The organism is Streptococcus macacae NCTC 11558 (genome assembly GCF_000187995.2).
In the GTDB taxonomy this organism is placed as follows: domain Bacteria; phylum Bacillota; class Bacilli; order Lactobacillales; family Streptococcaceae; genus Streptococcus; species Streptococcus macacae.
The window spans coordinates 37,259-57,724 of sequence record NZ_AEUW02000001.1; the positions used below are offsets into that span (position 1 = coordinate 37,259).

The 20,466-nt window shown below is 37.9% G+C and carries 18 protein-coding genes; 16 read left to right on the forward strand and 2 right to left on the reverse strand.

The window, feature by feature from the left end:
• Positions 1-125 precede the first annotated feature (125 nt).
• From STRMA_RS00200 to pepC, 16 genes are all read left to right on the forward strand, one after another.
• A complete protein-coding gene (locus STRMA_RS00200) occupies positions 126-683 on the forward strand; it encodes an LOG family protein (RefSeq protein ID WP_003082417.1) in 558 nt (185 codons plus the stop codon).
• A gap of 159 nt (positions 684-842) precedes the next feature.
• Entirely contained in the window at positions 843-1,643 is an 801-nt protein-coding gene (proB, locus tag STRMA_RS00205) for a glutamate 5-kinase (RefSeq protein WP_003080163.1), read from the forward strand.
• A gap of 6 nt (positions 1,644-1,649) precedes the next feature.
• The gene (locus tag STRMA_RS00210) at positions 1,650-2,900 is read left to right on the forward strand and encodes a glutamate-5-semialdehyde dehydrogenase (RefSeq protein ID WP_003081630.1); all 1,251 of its coding nucleotides are present in this window, start codon (positions 1,650-1,652) and stop codon (positions 2,898-2,900) included.
• A gap of 95 nt (positions 2,901-2,995) precedes the next feature.
• Positions 2,996-3,946 carry a 16S rRNA (cytosine(1402)-N(4))-methyltransferase RsmH gene (gene rsmH, locus STRMA_RS00215; protein WP_003081374.1) on the forward strand — a complete coding sequence of 317 codons (951 nt, stop codon included), beginning with the start codon at positions 2,996-2,998 and terminating at the stop codon, positions 3,944-3,946.
• A 9-nt stretch (positions 3,947-3,955) separates the two neighbouring features.
• Positions 3,956-4,279: a cell division protein FtsL gene (gene ftsL / locus STRMA_RS00220; RefSeq protein WP_003082335.1), complete on the forward strand. Its 324-nt coding sequence runs from the start codon at positions 3,956-3,958 to the stop codon at positions 4,277-4,279.
• A gap of 3 nt (positions 4,280-4,282) precedes the next feature.
• Positions 4,283-6,526, forward strand: a complete 2,244-nt coding sequence (gene pbp2x, locus STRMA_RS00225; RefSeq protein ID WP_003080058.1) for a penicillin-binding protein PBP2X — start codon at positions 4,283-4,285, stop codon at positions 6,524-6,526.
• A gap of 1 nt (position 6,527) precedes the next feature.
• Entirely contained in the window at positions 6,528-7,547 is a 1,020-nt protein-coding gene (gene mraY, locus STRMA_RS00230; protein ID WP_003080645.1) for a phospho-N-acetylmuramoyl-pentapeptide-transferase, read from the forward strand.
• 239 nt (positions 7,548-7,786) lie between these two features.
• Entirely contained in the window at positions 7,787-9,130 is a 1,344-nt protein-coding gene (locus tag STRMA_RS00235) for a DEAD/DEAH box helicase (protein ID WP_003080389.1), read from the forward strand.
• Positions 9,131-9,344: 214 nt separating this feature from the next.
• Positions 9,345-10,169 carry a transporter substrate-binding domain-containing protein gene (locus STRMA_RS00240; RefSeq protein ID WP_003081352.1) on the forward strand — a complete coding sequence of 275 codons (825 nt, stop codon included), beginning with the start codon at positions 9,345-9,347 and terminating at the stop codon, positions 10,167-10,169.
• A gap of 21 nt (positions 10,170-10,190) precedes the next feature.
• Complete coding sequence (locus STRMA_RS00245; RefSeq protein ID WP_003078993.1) at positions 10,191-10,994, forward strand: amino acid ABC transporter permease; 804 nt, start codon at positions 10,191-10,193, stop codon at positions 10,992-10,994.
• Entirely contained in the window at positions 10,994-11,737 is a 744-nt protein-coding gene (locus tag STRMA_RS00250) for an amino acid ABC transporter ATP-binding protein (protein WP_003079832.1), read from the forward strand. The genes STRMA_RS00245 and STRMA_RS00250 overlap by 1 nt, the downstream gene beginning before the upstream one ends.
• A 399-nt stretch (positions 11,738-12,136) precedes the next feature.
• The gene (locus STRMA_RS00255) at positions 12,137-12,361 is read left to right on the forward strand and encodes a DUF4059 family protein (protein WP_003081679.1); all 225 of its coding nucleotides are present in this window, start codon (positions 12,137-12,139) and stop codon (positions 12,359-12,361) included.
• A gap of 70 nt (positions 12,362-12,431) precedes the next feature.
• Positions 12,432-13,346: a thioredoxin-disulfide reductase gene (trxB, locus tag STRMA_RS00260; protein WP_003078749.1), complete on the forward strand. Its 915-nt coding sequence runs from the start codon at positions 12,432-12,434 to the stop codon at positions 13,344-13,346.
• A gap of 437 nt (positions 13,347-13,783) precedes the next feature.
• Complete coding sequence (locus tag STRMA_RS00265; RefSeq protein ID WP_003080905.1) at positions 13,784-15,244, forward strand: nicotinate phosphoribosyltransferase; 1,461 nt, start codon at positions 13,784-13,786, stop codon at positions 15,242-15,244.
• A complete protein-coding gene (gene nadE, locus STRMA_RS00270; RefSeq protein ID WP_003080050.1) occupies positions 15,241-16,065 on the forward strand; it encodes an ammonia-dependent NAD(+) synthetase in 825 nt (274 codons plus the stop codon). Before STRMA_RS00265 ends, nadE begins: the two co-directional genes overlap by 4 nt.
• A gap of 39 nt (positions 16,066-16,104) precedes the next feature.
• Positions 16,105-17,442 carry an aminopeptidase C gene (gene pepC / locus STRMA_RS00275; protein WP_003082366.1) on the forward strand — a complete coding sequence of 446 codons (1,338 nt, stop codon included), beginning with the start codon at positions 16,105-16,107 and terminating at the stop codon, positions 17,440-17,442.
• A gap of 208 nt (positions 17,443-17,650) precedes the next feature.
• Here pepC and pbp1a read toward each other — a convergent pair whose 3' ends face one another.
• Together pbp1a and recU are read right to left on the reverse strand one after the other, a co-directional pair.
• A complete protein-coding gene (gene pbp1a, locus STRMA_RS00280) occupies positions 17,651-19,870 on the reverse strand; it encodes a penicillin-binding protein PBP1A (protein ID WP_459541131.1) in 2,220 nt (739 codons plus the stop codon).
• Positions 19,866-20,459, reverse strand: coding sequence for a Holliday junction resolvase RecU (gene recU / locus STRMA_RS00285; RefSeq protein ID WP_003081901.1), 594 nt, complete (start codon positions 20,457-20,459; stop codon positions 19,866-19,868). The genes pbp1a and recU overlap by 5 nt, the downstream gene beginning before the upstream one ends.
• Positions 20,460-20,466: the final 7 nt, after the last annotated feature.

Genomic DNA, 20,466 nt, shown 5'->3' on the forward strand with positions numbered 1-20,466 from the left:
GCCTTTTAGCTTTCGTAAGAGTTGAGAAGTTTTTTACTTTTTAGCCTTAAGAAGCTAAAGGCCGCATTTTTATTTGTGCTATAATAAATAAAGTTTATTTTATTATGAAAGAAGATATGTTTAATATGAACATTACTGTTTATCTTGGAGCTAGCAAAGGAAATTTGCCTGTTTATGAGGAAAAGACGCTTGAGCTAGCGCGTTGGATTGCTTCTAAAAATCATGTTTTAATTTATGGAGGCAGCAATAGGGGATTGATGAGGATTTTAGCGGATGAAGTGCTTGCTCAAGGTGCTAAAGTTTATGGTTTTATACCCGATTTTTTGCAAGTTAAAGAGATTGCCCATCCTAATTTGACGGATTTAACGATTGTCAGCGATATGGATCAGCGCAAAAGGCTGATGATGGAAGAAGGAGATGTTCTTCTTGCCCTGCCTGGTGGTCCAGGAACCCTTGAAGAGATCAGTGAAGCTATTTCTTGGGCACGTATCGGACGCAATCCTAAGCCTTGTATTTTGCTGAATATCAATGGTTATTATGATTTTTTAAAAGCCCAGTTTGATCATATGGTATTTCAAGGTTTTTTGACAAAAGAAGATCGCGCTAACATCCTTTTTTCGGATGATTTAAAAGAGATAGAGTCCTTTATTGAAAATTATCAGTCGCTAAGAGATAAGTTTTAGGATTGAGGAGCGATTGGCTCTAGCTGTTTGAGAAGATTTGGTTATCAGATGCAGAAGATCTTGTTATACTTGATTGGATCAGATGAAATTGATGATCAAGAGATAAAATTTTGTCACTTTGCTGACGAAGTCAGATGAAAGTATGCTATAATTGGTCATATGAAACGAAATTTTGATCATATCAAGCGTATTGTTATAAAAATCGGTACAAGTTCACTTGTTTTGCCCAATGGGAAAATTAATTTAGATAAATTGGATCAGCTAGCTTTTGTCATCTCTAGTTTGATGAATAAAGGCTTGGATGTTATCTTGGTTTCATCAGGTGCTATGGGTTTTGGCCTTGATGTTTTGAAAATGGCTAAAAGGCCTGCCGAAGTTGCTCGTCAGCAAGCTGTTTCCAGTGTAGGGCAAGTGGCAATGATGAGTCTGTATTCTCAGATTTTTTCCCATTATCAAACAAATGTTTCGCAAATTCTTTTAACACGTGATGTGGTAGAATTTCCTGAAAGTTTAGAAAATGTAACCAATACTTTTGAAACCTTGCTATCTATGCGGATTGTTCCTATTGTTAATGAAAATGATGCTGTTAGTGTAGATGAAATGGATCATACGACAAAGTTTGGTGATAATGACCGTTTATCAGCAATTGTGACAAATATTACCAACAGTGATCTTTTGCTTATGTTATCGGATATTGATGGTTTGTTTGATCGCAATCCCACTATTTATGAAGATGCTGTTTTGCGTGAACAAGTCACAGAAATTACAGAAGAGATTATGACATCAGCCGGCGGCGCAGGCAGTAAATTTGGAACAGGCGGTATGATGAGCAAAATTCAAAGTGCTCAAATTATTTTTGACAGCAACCGTCAAATGATTCTTATGAACGGTTCGAACCCTCGCGATATTTTGCGTGTTCTAAAGGGCGATATGATCGGAACTTTTTTCTCAAAGGAGTGATTAAGCATGACGATGATTAATAGACTTGGAAAGAATGCTAGAAAGGCTAGTTTTTTATTAGCGAAGTTAGAAACTGCTTCGAAAAATGAAGCTCTTCTTAAAATAGCAGAAGGTTTAGAAGCAGAGATTCCTTATATTCTTAAAGAGAATGCCAAAGATATTGCTAAGGCAAAAGAAAATGGTATTACAGATATTATGATAGACCGTCTGTATCTTGATGCTGAACGTATTCAGACCATAGCTGCTGCGGTGCGAGATGTTGCCCAATTAGATGATCCTATTGGTCAGGTAGTGCGCGGTTACACTAATATAGACGGTCTTAAAATTGTTCAAAAGCGTGTACCTCTGGGTGTTATCGCAATGATCTTTGAGAGCCGTCCCAATGTTACCGTTGATGCCTTTAGCCTAGCTTTCAAAACTGGCAATGCGATTATCCTGAGAGGCGGCCGTGATGCTATTCATTCAAATATAGCCTTTGTGACAATTATGCGACAAATCTTAGGGCGTCTGGGATTAGATGAAAATAGTGTTCAGTTAGTTGAAGATACTAGCCATGCCCTTGCTGAAGATCTGATGGCGGCTGTAGACTATATTGATGTACTTATTCCAAGAGGCAGTGCTAATCTTATTCAAACAGTAAAGGACAAGGCAAAGGTTCCCGTCATTGAGACAGGTGTTGGCAATGTTCATCTTTATGTGGATGAATCAGCTGATTTAGAAATGGCCAGCAGCATTGTTATCAACGCTAAAACACAGCGTCCCAGTGTTTGTAATGCGGCAGAAAGTTTAATTGTTCATGAGAAAATAGCTCAAGAGTTTCTGCCAAAACTGGAGAAGGCTATTAAACAAGTACACCCTGTAGAATTTAGGGCAGATGAAAAAGCGTTAACTATTTTTGCTGATGCTAAACCAGCAAAAATAGAAGATTATGCAGCAGAATTTCTAGACTATGTGATGTCTGTAAAGGTTGTATCTGATCTAGATGAAGCTATTGCTTGGATAAATACTTATAGCAGCCATCATTCAGAAAGTATTATAACGCGAGATCTTCGTTCTGCTGAACGTTTTCAAGATGAAGTTGATGCAGCAGTTGTCTATGTTAATGCTTCGACACGGTTCACAGACGGTTTTGTTTTTGGGTTGGGAGCTGAAATTGGTATTTCAACACAGAAAATTCATGCACGAGGGCCAATGGGATTGGAAGCTTTGACGAGCACAAAATTTTATATTAATGGAAATGGCCAAGTAAGGCATTAAGTAAGAGAAGTCTTTTAATGCTGAACTTAGAGAGAAGTTTTTTGGCTTCTCTTTTTTAGTTTATTCTGGAATAAAAATATGGTAAAATAAGGATTATGACTAATGATTTTCATCATATTACGGTCCTTTTACACGAAACAGTTGATATGTTAGCAATTAAGCCAGATGGTATTTATGTTGATGCCACTCTTGGCGGGGGAGGACACAGCAGTTACCTGCTTTCAAAACTTAGTAAAAAAGGCCATCTTTATTGTTTTGATCAAGACCAAAAGGCTCTTGATCATGCAAAAAAACGCTTAAAACCTTATTTTGAAGCAGGACAGGTTAGCTTTATTAAAGATAATTTTAGAAATCTCAAAGCCTGTTTAGCGGCAGAAGGTATTTTTGAAATTGATGGTATCTGCTATGATTTAGGTGTATCAAGTCCTCAATTTGATGAAGGAAAGCGCGGCTTTTCTTATAAAAAAGAGGCTCCTCTTGATATGCGAATGAATCAAGAAGCTGACTTGACAGCTTTTGATGTGGTGAATACATATGATTATCATGATTTAGTGCGTATTTTTTTTAAGTATGGGGAAGATAAATTTTCAAAACAAATTGCTCGAAAAATTGAAACTGCCAGAAAAGAGAAACCGATTGAAACGACAGCAGAGTTAGCAGAGCTGATCAAATCGGCTAAACCTGCTAAGGAACTTAGGAAAAAGGGGCATCCAGCTAAACAGATTTTTCAAGCCATTCGCATTGAGGTCAATGATGAATTAAGTGCTATAGCAGAATCCTTGAGACAAGCTTTAGATTTATTAACTATTGATGGACGCCTTTCAGTCATTACCTTTCATTCACTGGAAGATCGTTTAGTTAAACAGGCTTTTAAAGAGGTAACTGAAGTCAATCTACCCAAGGGTCTGCCTCTTATCCCTGAAGATTTACAGCCTAAATTTTCTTTAGTTAATCGCAAACCTATTTTGCCTAGCCAGGGAGAGCTGAGCGATAATAATCGAGCGCATTCAGCTAAATTGCGGGTTATTCAAAAAATTCGAAGATAAGAGACTACTATGACAAATGAGAAACGAAGCGAAGCTCTTTCGCAAGCCTTACAAAAACGTATAAGAACATTTAGCCGCTTAGAAAAGGCCTTTTACGGAGCTATTATTATTACAGCTGTTACTTTAGCGGTTAGTATTATTTATCTGCAGAGCCGCAACCTGCAAGTTCAGCAGGAAATCAGCCGTTTAAACAGTCAGATCAATGATAAAGAAACAGAATATAATAATGCCAAGCAAGAAGTTAATGAGTTAAGCCGATACGACCGTATTTCCAAAATAGCTCAAAAAGCTGGCTTAACTGTCCAAAAAGATAATATCAAGAAGGTGGAATAACCTATGAAAAACCTTAAGAAGAAATTTTTAGATTATGTCATAGGTGATCGCAGAACACCTGAAAAAAATCGAGAACGTGTTGGGCAAAATTTAATGATTTTGTCTATCTTTGTTTTCTTTGTTTTTGTTATTAATTTTATTATCATTATCGGAACAGACAGGAAGTTTGGAGTTAACCTTTCTAAAGGAGCTTCTTCTGTCTATCAGAGCGTTCAGACCGTTCAGGCTAAACGAGGAACCATTTATGATCGCAATGGCAATCCGATTGCAGAAGATTCAACAACTTATAATATTTATGCCGTTATCAGTAAATCTCACGTCTCTACTTCAGGGGAAAAACTATTTGTTCAGCCCTCGCAGTATGATGAGGTCGCTGACATTTTCCAAAAATATCTTGGAATGGATAAAAAGTATGTTATCAAGCAGTTGAGTCAGAAGAAGCTGACACAGGTATCCTTTGGGACAAAAGGCTCTAATATTACTTACAGTACCATGTCAGCTGTCACTAAAGCTATTGACAAAGCCAAGATTAAGGGAGTGGCCTTTACAACCAGTCCTGGCCGTATGTATCCTAACGGAACATTTGCTTCTCAGTTTATTGGATTAGCACAGGTTAAAGAGAAAAAAGATGGAAGCAAGATTCTTGCAGGTGCTACAGGAATGGAGGCTGCTTTAGATAAAATTCTATCTGGTAAAGACGGCCAAGTAACCTATCAAAAAGATCGTAATGGAAATACCTTGTTAGGAGCAGCAACAACTGTCAAAGAGGCTGAAAATGGGAAGGACGTTTATACTACTTTGTCAGCCCCGATTCAGACCTACCTTGAAACACGGATGGATGCCTTCCAAGAAAAGGCTAAGGGTGTTCAAGCAAGTGCCACACTTGTTAATGCTAAAACTGGGGAAATTCTAGCTACCTCACAGCGTCCAAGTTTTAATTCTGATACAAAAGACGGCTTAAATGCTAAAGGTTTTACCTGGCAAAATACGCTTTATCAAACAAATTATGAACCTGGTTCAACTATGAAAGTTATGCTCCTTGCTTCAGCCATTGATAAAGGGGTCTTTAATCCTAATGAAACGTATAATAGTGCTGAGGTAAAAATTGCTGATGCTACAATTAAAGACTGGGACGTTAATGAAGGTATTTCCTCTGGTCAATACTTAACATATGCCCAAGGATTTGCCCACTCCAGTAATGTTGGAATGACAAATCTAGAACAAAAAATGGGCAACAAAACTTGGCTGAACTATTTAGATAAATACAGGTTTGGTCTTCCGACCCGCTTTGGTATGGGAAATGAAGCGACAGGACTTTTACCGACTGATAATGTTGTCACAACAGCTATGAGTGCCTTCGGTCAAGGTATTGGTGTAACACAAACACAAATGCTCAGAGCTTTCTCATCTGTTTCAAATGATGGCGTTATGCTGGAACCGCAGTTTATTTCTAAAGTTTATGATCCTAAGACAGGAACCACGCGCTCAGCACAAAAAGAAGTTACTGGAAAACCAGTTTCAAAAGAAGCTGCCGTTAAAACCCGTCAGTACATGGTTACTGTTGGAACGGACCCTTATTATGGCACACTTTATGCCAATGGTGCACCTGTCATTCAGGTTGGAAATCAGTCTGTTGCGGTCAAATCAGGAACAGCCCAAATTGCTTCAGGAGATGGTTCAGGTTATTTAACTGGCAGTAATGACTATATTTATTCTGTTGTTGCTATGGTGCCTTCTGAAAATCCTGATTTTGTCATGTACGTTACTCTGCAGCAGCCAGAGCACTTTAGTGTTACCTTATGGCAAGATGTTGTCAATCCTGTTCTTGAAGAAGCAACTTTGATGAAGGATACCCTGCTATCGCCAGTAGAGACACCAAAAGATCAGCAGACTAAATACCGCTTATCAAAAGTTATTGGCAAAAATCCTGGCAATATAGCAGATGAATTGCGTCAAAATCTTGTGCATCCTATTATCCTCGGAACAGGTAATAAGATCACTAAAACCTCTGTTGATTCAGGTTCAAACTTAAATGAAAATGAGCAGATTTTACTGCTGACCAGTCATTTTGAAACAGTACCGGATATGTATGGCTGGACAAAGAAAAATGTTAAGAAGTTTGAAGACTGGACAGGCATAAAAGTCACCTTTAAAGGAAAAAGTTCGGGAACAGTTACCAATCAAAGCGTTGATGTTGGTAAAAATCTTAAAAAAGTAAAAAAAATAACGATCACTATAGGAGATTAAGATGTTAATCAATTTACTAATTGCAGGGGCTGTCGCTTTCTTGTTGACGGTTGTTGCTATGCCTTTTTTCATCAGGTTTTACCAGATGAAAAAAATCACCGGCCAACAGATGCATGAGGATGTTAAGCAGCATTTAGCCAAGGCTGGAACGCCAACAATGGGAGGTACAGTTTTTCTCCTGGTTGCTATCTTAGTGACCCTTCCCTTTGCTTTTTTTGATCATCTTGCCAAAGGTTCTGTTTCTGGAGCTAGCTTTGCCATTTTATTTGTCTTGTTAATATATGGTATTATTGGTTTTCTGGATGATTTTTTGAAAATTTTTAAGAAGATTAACGAAGGCTTGACAGCTAGACAGAAGATGGCTCTGCAGATTATTGGCGGTTTAGTATTCTATTTTGTTCATGTCCTGCCAAGCGGAACGCACTCCCTTAATCTTTTTGGCTATTCCTTAAACCTAGGGGTTTTTTATATCTTTTTTGTCCTTTTTTGGCTGGTTGGCTTTTCAAATGCAGTGAATTTAACAGATGGAATTGATGGTTTAGCTTCTATTTCTGTTGTTATCAGTTTAGCAGCTTATAGCATTATTGCTTATAACCAAAAACAGTTTGATGTTTTGCTTATTATTGTTACTATGATTGGAGCCTTGTTAGGCTTCTTCATCTTTAATCACAAACCTGCTAAAGTTTTTATGGGTGATGTGGGCAGTTTAGCACTGGGAGCTATGCTGGCGGCCATTTCAATAGCTCTTCGGCAGGAATGGACTTTACTGATTATTGGGATTGTGTATGTGCTTGAAACAACTTCGGTTATGCTTCAAGTATCCTATTTTAAATGGACTAAAAAACGTAGTGGTGAAGGAAAGCGCATTTTCAGAATGACTCCTTTTCATCATCACTTGGAACTTGGAGGCTTACGCTTAGGAGAATCTACTAAAAAATGGTCTGAATGGCAGGTAGATGCTTTTTTATGGCTGCTTGGTTTAGCTGCTAGTTGCCTGGTTTTAGCTATTTTATACTTATAAATGAAAGTAAAACCTGATAAACAAAGGATTTAGCTGTCATTTTAGCTTTCTAAAAAAGCCGACTGTCTCTCTAAATACTCAAGTTTAACAGTAAAGTGAAAAATTTTACGATCTAAATAAGGAGTGAGGAAACTCAATAGCATATTTTTTGAGCTTGCTTGCTTTTTTTATTGTCAGTCTGTCGCTGTCGCTTTGCTTTAGTCTAGCGTTTTTATCTTACAATGAATAAAGAGGAAACTATGAAATTTACAGATTTTAAATTTAAACCTTATATCAATGAAGCTTTAGCTGATTTACATTTTGATACCCCTACAGAAGTTCAAAGAAAACTTATCCCTGTTGTTTTGTCTGGACGGGATCTAGTAGGTGAATCCAAAACGGGATCAGGAAAAACTCATACTTTTTTGCTGCCTATTTTTGAGAACCTAGAGGAAGACTCGGAAAATGTACAGGCTCTTATTACAGCTCCCAGCAGAGAGCTAGCTGCACAGATATACCAGGCTGCTAAGCAGATTGCGCATTTTTCTAAAAAAGACATTCGTATTTCAAATTATGTTGGCGGTACAGATAAACTTCGTCAGCTTGAAAAACTTAACAATCAGCAGCCCCATATTGTCATTGGAACGCCAGGACGTATTTATGACTTAGTGCAGACAGGCCAGCTTCTTATTCATAAAGTTCATACTTTCGTTGTCGATGAAGCAGATATGACTCTTGATATGGGGTTTATTGATACAGTGGATAAGATAGCTGCTCGCTTGCCAAACCATTTGCAGTTTTTAGTATTTTCAGCAACCATTCCTCAAAAATTACAGCCGTTTTTGAAAAAGTATCTAACCAATCCTCTTATAGAGAAAATTAAAACCAATACAGTTATTGCAGATACTGTTGAAAATTGGCTTTTATCAACTAAGGGGCGCGATAAAAATAATCAAATTTTAGAAATAGCTAAGCTTTTAAATCCCTATCTTGCTATGATTTTTGTCAATACTAAAGAGCGGGCTGATGATCTGCATGCTTTTTTGCGAGCTAATGGCCTAAAGGCCGCTAAAATTCATGGGGATATCCCTCCGCGTGAGCGCAAACGTATTATGAATCAAGTGAAAAGGCTTGATTTTGAATATATTGTTGCGACAGATTTAGCTGCTAGAGGGCTTGATATTGAAGGTGTCAGCCATGTTATTAATGATGCTATCCCTCAGGATCTGTCCTTTTTTATCCATCGTGTAGGCCGGACAGGACGCAATAGCTTACCTGGTATAGCCATCACCCTTTATCAGCCAAGTGATGATTCAGATATTCGCCGTTTAGAAAAAATGGGAATTCATTTTCAGGCTAAAATAATAAAAGATGGAGAATTTCAAGATACTTATGACCGTGACCGCCGATTTAACCGTGAAAAAGAACCAGAGAAATTAGATATTGAAATGATTGGTTTGGTTAAAAAGAAGAAAAAGAAAATTAAACCAGGTTATAAAAAAAAAATTCAGTGGAAGGTTGATGAAAAACGACGAAAAGCACGCCGTTCAGCTAATCGCGCTAAAGGTCGTGCAGAACGAAAAGCTAAAAAGCAGTCCTTTTAACATTTGACTATAAAAGAAAGAGAAATAAGCCGATTGCCTGTTTTAGCATTTTAAGGACTAAGTTAGCGGACAGCTAGCCTGCACTTGTTATCTTTGAGATATCAAGTTTTGATCATAGTGATAAAATATCTCTATCACAGTGATAAAAAATAACTATTATACACTCTCTTCTGATCATGATAGACTGGAATATAATATCTAAGAGGAGATTATAATGAAAAGCTATAAAAAATGGTTAGCTGCTTTTATCATTGTTGCAGCTGTCTTAGTCTGGTTTTTTTTCTTTTTATCAGGCAGATCAAGTTCACGGCAAACGATAGTGGTGGCAACAGATTCTGATACTGCTCCTTATACTTTTAAGAAAAAAGGAAAATTTGATGGCTATGATATTGCTCTTGTTAAGGCTATATTTAAAGATTCTAAAGATTATAAGGTCTCTTTTGAGACAGTTGCATTCTCATCTATTATGACAGGGATTGATTCGGGCCGTTTTCAAATGTCAGCTAATAACTTTAACTACAGCAAAGAGCGTGCTGAGAAGTATTTATTTTCCAACCCTATTTCTAAATCAAACTATGCTATTGCTAGTAAAGAAGGAAGATATAAGACTTTAGATGACCTATCCGGTAAATCTGTCGAAGTTTATACAGGTTCAAATTATGCAGCTGTGCTGGAAAATTGGAATAAGAGAAATCGAGATAAAAAGCCTATTGTGATTAAATATGTTGCTAATACGGTTACTTTGGCACAGCGCCTGCAGCATGTTGAGGACGGCAGAACTGATGCCTTGCTTTATGATGCTATTTCTTTAAAAACGGTCATTAAAGATCAAAATATAACATTAAAAGTTACCACTGTAAAAGGAAATATTGGCGATAAAAGAGACGGTTTAGAATATCTTTTATTGGCAAATGATAAAACAGGAAAAGCTCTGCAAAAATATATCAATAGCCGTGTCAAAGAGCTTCGAAAAAACGGAACGCTGAAAAAATTAAGTCAACGTTATTTTGCTGGTGACTATGTGTCAACACTGGACTAATATTTTAGAAAAGAGAAGGTTATGTTTCATTTCATTTTAGCAGCAAATTGGTACGATCAATTTGTCTCCATGCTGCCTAATGGCAGTCTATTTAGTTGGCGAGCTGTATTTGATGCGATACCGTCTATTTTGGGAAAGATGCCAATGACGCTCTTTTTGACATTTGCAGGTTCCTGTTTTGGCTTGCTTTTGGCGCTTCTTTTTGCGGTTGTCAAGATTAATCGTGTCAGAATTTTGTACCCTATTCAAGCGTTTTTTGTATCTTTCTTACGCGGAACGCCTATTTTAGTACAGCTCATGCTGACTTACTACGGAATTCCTTTGCTTTTAAAGGCACTCAATCAAAAGATGGGAACAGATTTTAATATTAATGATATTCCGGCTTCTGTCTTTGCTATTACCGCTTTTGCTTTTAATGAAGCAGCTTATACTAGTGAGACGCTTCGTGCAGCTATTCAGTCAGTCAATCCTGGGGAGATTGAAGCAGCTAAAAGTTTAGGAATGACAACGGCTCAGGTTTATCGTCGTGTCATCATTCCTAATGCAGCAGTAGTTGCAACACCGACCTTAATCAATACTTTGATTGGTTTAACCAAGGGAACGTCGCTTGCTTTTAGTGCTGGTATCGTTGAAATGTTTGCACAGGCTCAGATTCTTGGCGGTGCTGATTACCGCTATTTTGAACGATTTGTATCAGTTGCCCTGATTTACTGGGGAGTCAGTGTGATTTTTGAACAAATTGGCCGTCTTATTGAAAAAAGAATGGAAATTAATTCTCCTAGCAATATTACCAAAGACCAGGCTGTGGAAGGAGGTGTCAGATAATGTTTCGCATTGCAAATTTGAGTAAAGAGTTCGCGGGACAAAAGGTTTTGGACAATCTTAATCTTAATATTGAAAAAGCTGAAGTTGTCGCTTTAGTCGGTGCTTCTGGAGCAGGTAAATCAACTTTCTTGCGCAGTTTAAATTACTTAGAGCAGCCCGATTCTGGCAGCATTGAGATTGATCAATTTAAAGTTGATTTTAATACTATTAGCCAAGAAGAAATTTTGGCCTTACGCCGCAAGCTAGCCATGGTTTTTCAGCAGTTTAATCTTTTTGAACGTCGGACAGCCTTAGAAAATGTCAAAGAGGGGCTTAAAATTGTCAAGAAATTACCTGATGAGGAAGCTACAAAAATCGCTAAAGAAGAACTCGCTAAGGTTGGTTTATCAGACCGTGAAAATCATTATCCTAGACATCTATCAGGCGGACAAAAACAGCGGGTTGCTTTGGCAAGGGCTTTGGCAATGAAACCAGATGTTCTATTATTGGATGAACCAACTTCAGCACTTGACCCAGAATTGGTGGGTGAGGTAGAGCGCTCTATTGCCAATGCGGCTAAATCCGGTCAAACGATGATTTTAGTCAGTCATGATATGAACTTTGTAGGCCAAGTAGCAGATAAGGTACTTTTTTTGGAAAAAGGGCAGATTTTAGAAGAAGGTTCTCCTAAACAAATCTTTAACCATCCTAAAAAAGAACGAACGAAAGAATTTTTTGCCAGTTACAAAAGAACCTTTATTTGATATAATTAATAAGTAAGCCTAAAAGTTAAAGCTAGTAGAGCTAGATGGACCTGAATAGATACAAGAAAAAGAGATAGGCTGTTTGCTGCTTCGGAATATTTGAGACATTAAGCTCAAATCCTAGATATGGAATTCCAAAGGAAGTTGCTGCCGTTCGTATCACCCAAGGAAAGTCTTAAAAGAAGACTTTAGCTTCAATCTGAAACAGTACAGAGGGAAATTCTAGGTTGACTAAAGTCAACAGAAATTTTTCCAACCCTTACGTCTTACAAATAGCTTAGAAAAATTAAACGAGGCCAAGGATTTTTATACGTAATCTTCACGATTACACTCTTTTCTGTGGGTGCGTGCGCAGCAATCATGGCTGTCTGTCCCAGTCTCTCATTGATGGTGATGATAATGTTAGTGGAAATTTTTAATTTTTATATACAAGGTTTGCTGTTATCCAGTTTAACGGTTGTATTTGTCAGCTCAGGATGGATTCTTTATCGAGCTATACGTAAAAAGGATAAAACATCTAAAGATCGGCTGACGATTTTATATGAAGCTTTATTAATGAACCTTGTTACCATTCCTATCTTATCTTTTGCCTTTATGGCTATTATCCTAATAGTCAAAGCATAAGATTAGCAAATTTTCCAAAAATCTTTTAAAATAAAAATGGATATAGATATTGAAAGAGGAGAATAAAGCAATGTATGATATTATCATTATTGGTTCTGGACCAGCTGGGATGACTGCAGCTCTCTATGCTGCTAGAGGCAATTTAAAAGTTGCTGTCTTAGAACAAGGCGCCCCAGGCGGACAAATGAATAACACATCAGATATAGAAAATTATCCAGGCTATGAATTGATTTCAGGGCCTGAACTTTCAATGAAGATGTATGAGCCCTTGGAAAAATTTGGTGTTGAAAATCTTTACGGCATTGTAACAGCTGTGGAAGATCACGGCTCTGTCAAAAAAGTGATCACAGATGATGACATTTATGAGTCCAAAACGGTTATTGTGGCAACAGGAGCCAAGCACCGTCTGCTTACAGTTGCTGGAGAAGATACCTATACTAGCCGTGGTGTTTCTTATTGTGCAGTTTGTGACGGTGCTTTTTTCCGTGGCCAAGATCTGCTTGTTGTAGGCGGGGGAGATTCGGCTGTTGAGGAAGCCTTATTTTTAACCAGATTTGCCAATAAAGTAACGATCATCCATCGCCGTGATGAACTGCGGGCTCAAAAATTACTTCAGGAACGCGCCTTTGCTAATGACAAGATCGAATTTATTTGGGATTCAGTTGTTAAAGAAATTAAGGGAAATGACACAAAAGTAACAAGCGTTTCTATTGAAAATGTTAAAACAGGCCAAGTTAGCACTCAGCCTTTTGGAGGTATTTTTATCTATGTTGGACTAGATCCTGTTTCTGCTATGGTGGCAGATCTAGGCATTACAGATGCAGAAGGCTGGATTCCAACAGATGAAAAGATGCAAACGCAAAAGGCCGGCATATTTGCTATTGGTGACGTAAGGCAAAAAGACCTTCGTCAAATTACAACAGCTGTTGGTGATGGTGCTGTTGCAGCCCAGGCGGCTTATCACTATATTGTTAATAATTTTTGAAAGTTAAAGGGAGGCTGGGACAAAAGTCCTTAGCCTCGTTTAATTTTTTTGAGCTTTGCAAGACATATAGGTTGAGAGAATTTCTGCTGCACTGTTTCAGATTGAAGCTAAAGTCTTGTTTGAGGTCAGCAACTAGAAACTGGGACTTGCTGAAAATCGAAGACTTGGTCTGACCGATTTTTGTCTCACTCCTTCATTTATTTTGTGAGCTGGCTTTATATATCCTTGTGACTAGCTGGCAGATTTTTATAAGGATGACGATGGCTCCTATTTTTAGATAACTGGCTGTCTGAACGGGAAACATTTGCTCAAGTTGCAGAAAGGCAGTGAAGCGTTAAATGCAGGAAATCATGACTTTTGCTTTCTTCCCTTTTGTATAAATTTGAGGGTAAAAAATTGTGGTATAATGATAGCAATGAAACTAAAGGAGAAGCATAATGTATTCTGATGACAGTTTAACCTTACATACAGATTTGTATCAGATTAATATGATGCAGGTTTATTTTGATCAAGGTATCCATAATAAAAAAGCTGTTTTTGAAATTTATTTTAGGGAAGAACCCTTTAAAAACGGCTATGCTGTTTTTGCAGGGTTGGAGCGGATTGTTCGTTATTTAGAAGATTTAACTTTTTCAAAAACAGATCTAGCTTATCTGCGAAGTTTAGGCTATCCCGAAACCTTTTTAAATTATCTTGGTGAGTTAAAGTTAGAATTAACTATTCGCTCGGCTAAAGAAGGGGACTTAGTTTTTGCCAATGAACCTATTATGCAAGTAGAAGGTCCCTTAGGACAGTGTCAGTTAGTGGAAACGGCTCTTTTGAATATTGTTAATTTTCAAACGCTGATTGCAACAAAGGCTGCTAGAATCAGATCTGTTATTGAAGAAGAACCTCTTTTAGAATTTGGAACGCGCCGTGCTCAGGAAATGGATGCTGCTATTTGGGGGACGCGAGCAGCAGTTATTGGTGGTGCTGATGCCACAAGTAATGTACGCGCTGGTAAAATATTTAATATCTCGGTCTCTGGAACTCATGCCCATTCTCTTGTTCAAACTTATGGAAATGATTATGCTGCCTTTAAAGCTTATGCAGCAACTCATAAAGACTGTGTTTTTCTCGTTGATACTTATGACACTTTGCGTTTAGGAGTGCCTGCTGCTATTCGTGTGGCTAAAGAGCTAGGAGATAAAATCAATTTTCTAGGCGTTCGTATTGATTCAGGAGACATGGCTTACCTTTCTAAAAAAGTTAGAAAACAGCTTGATGAAGCTGGTTTCTCAGATGCTAAGATCTATGCCTCCAATGATCTAGATGAAAATACTATTTTGAATTTAAAAATGCAAAAGGCTAAGATTGACGTTTGGGGTGTAGGAACCAAATTGATCACAGCTTATGATCAGCCGGCTTTAGGTGCTGTTTATAAGATTGTCTCTATTGAAAACGATCAAGGGATTATGCAGGATACTATTAAATTATCCAATAATGCCGAAAAAGTTTCGACACCTGGAAAAAAACAGGTTTGGCGGATTACCAGCCGTGCAAAAGGCAAGTCAGAAGGGGATTATATCACTTTTACTGATATAGATGTCAATCAATTAGATGAAATTCACATGTTCCATCCGACTTATACTTATATCAACAAAGATGTCAGAAATTTTGATGCTGTGCCGCTTCTTGTTCCTATCTTTGAAAAGGGACAATTAGTTTATCAGCTACCTAATCTCAAAGAGATTAAAGACTATGCACGTAAAGAATTTGATAAATTATGGGATGAATACAAACGTCTTCTCAATCCTCAGTCTTATCCAGTTGATTTGGCCAAGGACGTTTGGGATAATAAGATGAATCTGATTGACCGTATTCGCAAGGAAGCCTACCAAAAAGGAGAAGTGAAATGAGTTTGCAAGAGGAAATCATTAGCCAATTAGGGGTTAAACCAAAGATTAATCCAAAAGAGGAAATTCAAAAATCTGTTGACTTTTTAAAAACTTATCTGAAAAAGCATGACTTTATGAAAACCTATGTCCTAGGAATTTCGGGAGGACAGGACTCTAGTTTAGCAGGACGTTTAGCACAGATAGCGATTGAAGAGCTCCGTCAAGAAACAGGTGATTTAGATTATCAGTTTATTGCGATTCGGCTGCCATATGGAGTACAAACTGACGAAGCAGATGCACAACGTGCGCTGGATTTTATTAAACCAGATATCAGCTTTGCTGTTAATATCAAATCAGCCGTTGACAGTGAAGTTGCTGCTTTAGCCAAAGCCGGTGTGAAGGTTTCTGATTTTAACAAGGGTAATATCAAGGCTCGCCAGCGTATGATTACACAGTATGCTGTTGCTGGGGAAAATAGCGGAGCAGTTATCGGAACCGACCATGCTGCTGAAAATATAACAGGCTTCTTTACGAAGTTTGGTGACGGGGGAGCTGATATCTTACCCCTCTATCGGCTGAATAAACGGCAAGGAAAACAGCTTTTAGTGGAATTAGGAGCAGATAAAGAAATTTATGAAAAAGTACCAACAGCTGACCTTGAAGAAGATAAACCAGGGATTTCCGATGAAGCAGCACTTGGCGTGACTTATCATGATATTGATGATTATTTAGAAGGGAAACAGATTTCCTCAGAAGCTCAGAGAAAAATTGAAAGCTGGTGGAAAAAGACAGAACATAAACGCCACCTGCCAATTTCTATTTTTGATAATTTTTGGAAATAGTTGGTATAATTGAAAAAATAAAATAGCAGGAGAAAAATGATGACAGGTGAAATAAATCAAGATTTTACAGATAAGCTATATGCTGAATTTGAAGCCAGTACAAAATTTAGGGCTGTTGAAAATGCTGTTACTCACAATGGTCTTTTGAAATCTCTAGAAAGCCGGCAGAAATCAGCTGCTAATAATTTTGCTTTTTCGATTGATTTAACCAAGGATAAAGTATCTAATCAAAAGGCTTCAGGACGCTGTTGGATGTTTGCAGCCTTAAATACCTTTCGCCATAAGTTAATCAGTGATTTTAAATTAGAAGAATTTGAACTATCCCAAGCTCATACTTTCTTTTGGGATAAATATGAAAAATCCAATTGGTTTTTGGAGCAAATAATAGCAACTGCTGATCAAGAGTTAACAAGCCGCAAAGTACAGTTCTTGTTAGATACGCCTCAGCAAGATGGCGGACAGTGGGATATGGTTGTTTCTCTTTTTGAGAAGTATGGTGTTGTTCCCAAATCAGTCTATCCAGAATCTGTTTCCTCCAGCAACAGTCGCGAATTGAATCAGTATTTAAATAAATTACTGCGCCAAGATGCTCAGATTCTTAGAGACAGTATGGCACAAAAGGAATCAGATGAAGCTATCAAACTTAAAAAAGAAGAATTGCTACAGGAAATTTTCAACTTTCTAGCGGTAAATCTGGGGTTGCCGCCGCGGCAGTTTGATTTTGCTTATAGGGATAAAGAAAATAATTATCGAGCAGAAAGAAACATTACCCCTCAAGATTTTTATGAAAAATATGTTGGCCTTAAGCTATCAGATTATGTTTCTATTATCAATGCTCCAACTTCAGATAAACCTTACGGTCAATCTTATACTGTTGAATTGCTCGGCAATGTTGTTGGAAGCCCTGCTGTGCGCTATCTTAATGTAGATATAAAACGGTTTAAAGAACTGGCCCTTTCTCAGCTGAAGGCAGGTGAAACAGTTTGGTTTGGCTCAGATGTTGGTCAGTCAAGTAATCGCCAAACAGGCGTTATGGCAACTGGTCTTTATGATTTTAAGTCGGGTGTCGATATTACTTTTTCACAAGATAAGGCAGGACGCTTAGATTATGGTGAAAGCCTGATGACCCATGCCATGGTTCTAGCAGGAGTAGATCTAGATGATAAGGGGCAGCCAATTCAATGGAAAGTGGAAAATTCATGGGGTGAAAAAGTTGGAAGTAAGGGTTATTTTGTAGCTTCTGACAGTTGGATGGATGAATATAGCTATCAAATTGTTGTTCGTAAAGATCTGCTCACTCCTAAAGAGCGCGCAGCATATGAAGCTGAACCAAACGTATTGTCCCCTTGGGATCCTATGGGAGCTTTAGCTGACTAAAACAGAATTTGAAGCAGCACTATATTTGATTTGGGACTGTATTTCGGCAGCAAGTATGGTATAGCTTTAAGCATGAAAATAAAGAGTACAGCTAATACAAATAAGGAAAGAAGCTTGGGATTATGTTATCCCAAGCTTCTTTTATGTAAAAACGGCAATTCAAGCAAATAGAAAAAGTTGGGATTGTTTGTTTCCCAACCTTCTCTTTTTAAGGATTTGTAGTGGCACTTGAAGCATTGCTAGATGCTTCAGTATTATCATTAGAAGATTCACTAGACTGTTTATTATCATCATTATTTTGGTCATCATTATTATTACTGCTGTCACTTGATGAAGCAGACGAAGCAGCAGATGTTGCCGGCGGGGTACCATATCGGCTGTTTGAACCACTAGAGCCGTTGAGATAGAGATAGCCGCCGCTGCGATATAAGCCATCAGGCATTGTCCAGTCAGAGTTGCCAGAACTAGTCAGATAAGACATCATTGTCCGGTAGACTCGTGCGGCAACTTTTAGTCCTTCCCCATAGACTGGCATGAGGCGGTTTTTGTAACCTGTCCAGACTGCCATGGAATATTGGGGAGTATAGCCGACAAAGTTTTCATCAGGTGCAATAGTTCCTAGTCCATAAGGATTTATGCCTAATTTTTGAGACATTTCACTTAATTCACTATCATCATAATTTGACGTCCCAGTTTTACCTGCTTGATAAATTCCAGAGATAGCAGCTTCAGTACCCGTACCATATGTTAAAACTGTTTTCAGCATATCTGTCATCATGTAGGCAGTAGTTTCTTTCATAGCACGACTGCCTTTGGCATCATAATTTTCAGAAGTACCATCCTTAAATTCAATTTTGTTAACATACTGAGGTTCATAATAAGTACCGCCGTTTGAAAATGCAGAGTAGGCTGCAGCCATTTTTTCACTGCTGGCACCATATTTTTGATCAGAACTGCTAGTATTGCTCGAAATGGCATTAGAATACATCATTTCAGGATAATTAATTCCAAGCCCGCTAAGGAAGTTTTTAGCTGTATCTAGGCCTGCTGCATCAAGTGCCCGAACAGCAGGGACATTACGCGATTGCTGAATAGCTGTTTGAATGGACATCCAGCCATTGTAGCGGTGATCCCAGTCATAAACCTGGGTTGTTGAACCTGGATAATAGTAAACAGAGTCATTAAGCATCTGACCTGTTGTCGTAAAGGCTTCGCTGTCTAAAGCTGGTCCGTAAGCTGAAATAGGCTTCATTGTTGAACCCCAGTCACGGTCAGTTTGAACAGCTTGGTTCGTACCAAAGGAAACATTAGTATTTTGCTTTCTTCCGCCTAATTGGGCGATAACTTTCCCATTTGTAACATCCATAACGGTTGAAGCAACCTGGAAGTTGTCATCAGGATAAGAAACATACTGATCGGTATTGTAAATATTCCAAAGATATTGCTGCGCATCAGAGTTAACATTTGTATAGACCTTCATACCAGCTGAAAAGATATCTTGGCCAGTACGTTTCTTAACTTCTGAAATAACCTGTTTGAGATAATTATCCATATATTTTGGATAACTTGAGGTACGTTTCAATTCTTGAAGGCCATCGCTGATAGGTGTTGCAACAGCAGCTTTGTATTCACTTTGAGTAATCTTTTTGTGCTTGTACATTTCAGAAAGCACAGTATTGCGTCTGCTTGTTGCTGCCTTAGGGTGTGCATAAGGATCATACTGAGTTGGTGCCTGAGGAATACCAGCCAGCATAGCTAATTGCGGGATAGAAAGATTTTTTAAGTCTTTACCATAATAGGATTTAGCGGCTGTCCGCATCCCATAGTTTCCGTTGCCCATATAGACCTTGTTGATGTAGAAAGTTAAGATCTCATCTTTACTGTATTTTCTTTCCATTTGAAGAGAAAGCCAAACTTCCTGCGCTTTACGTTTTAAAGTTTGGTCGGACTCCTTGGTTGAAAAATAAGCCAACTTAATCAACTGCTGGTCAAGTGTAGATCCACCCTGTGTAGAGCTTCTGCGTAAATTATTCCACACAGCTCCGAAAATCCGATAAATATCCACTCCGCGATGTTTGAAAAAACGGTGGTCTTCAATGGAAGTGATTGAATTAACTAAATTAATCGGAATTTTATCAGATGAGATACTTTCGCGTTTTTCTGCTCCCAGATCAGCAATTAACTTATTGTTGCTATCATAGACTAAACTTGAATTGGTTGCCTTTAGTTTAGCTTCTGACAATTTAGGCGCAGTGCTAACATAATAAGTAAACATAAGTCCGCCTATAATAATGATCAAAATAATAGCACTAAGCAGAAAGCCAGCTGTATATTTAAGTAGTTTTAACCAAAACGTTTTATCAAACTTAAGGTCTTTAAAATTGAAATCTGGTTTTTTAAATTTTATTTTATCGAATTTGATTTTAATCACCGCCTAAAATGTTTTTATCCACAATATCTAAATAAGGAATTTGCGGAAAGACTGACTCCCTCACACTGTAACCATTTTTTTTGATATAATCTATTGGCATAGACTTCCCTCCATTATCAATGCGATAAAAACGAATAAGATGGGAAGCAGGGAGAAGATAGGTCTCCTTAAGCGCAGAGAAATGCAGTAAGACAAAGCAGATTCCCTTTTGCTTTAAAACTTGTGACATATGTTCAATCTGATGTGCATGAAAATTTTTCATAGGAATAGATGTTTTATGTCTGGTTTCCTTTGCTTCGAAATCAATGTAGTGCCCTTTATAAACTCCAGAATAATCTGTTGTTGAAGCCTGTCTAAAATAGGCTTCAACAATTTTTGCACGACTGCGCTTTGGATAGTCGACTTTAACGATTTGAACTGGGGTTGGTTTTTTATGAATAACAGCAATCTGACGTGCTAAATAAAAACTATTTGTTGCATTTATTGCTGCTTCAAAGGACATACCGCGATTGGCAAAGTTTGTTGTTTTAACTGCTTGTGCGGGTTGGCTTTGTTTACGAATTATGTGATGAGGATAGTTGACCATAGTTCTC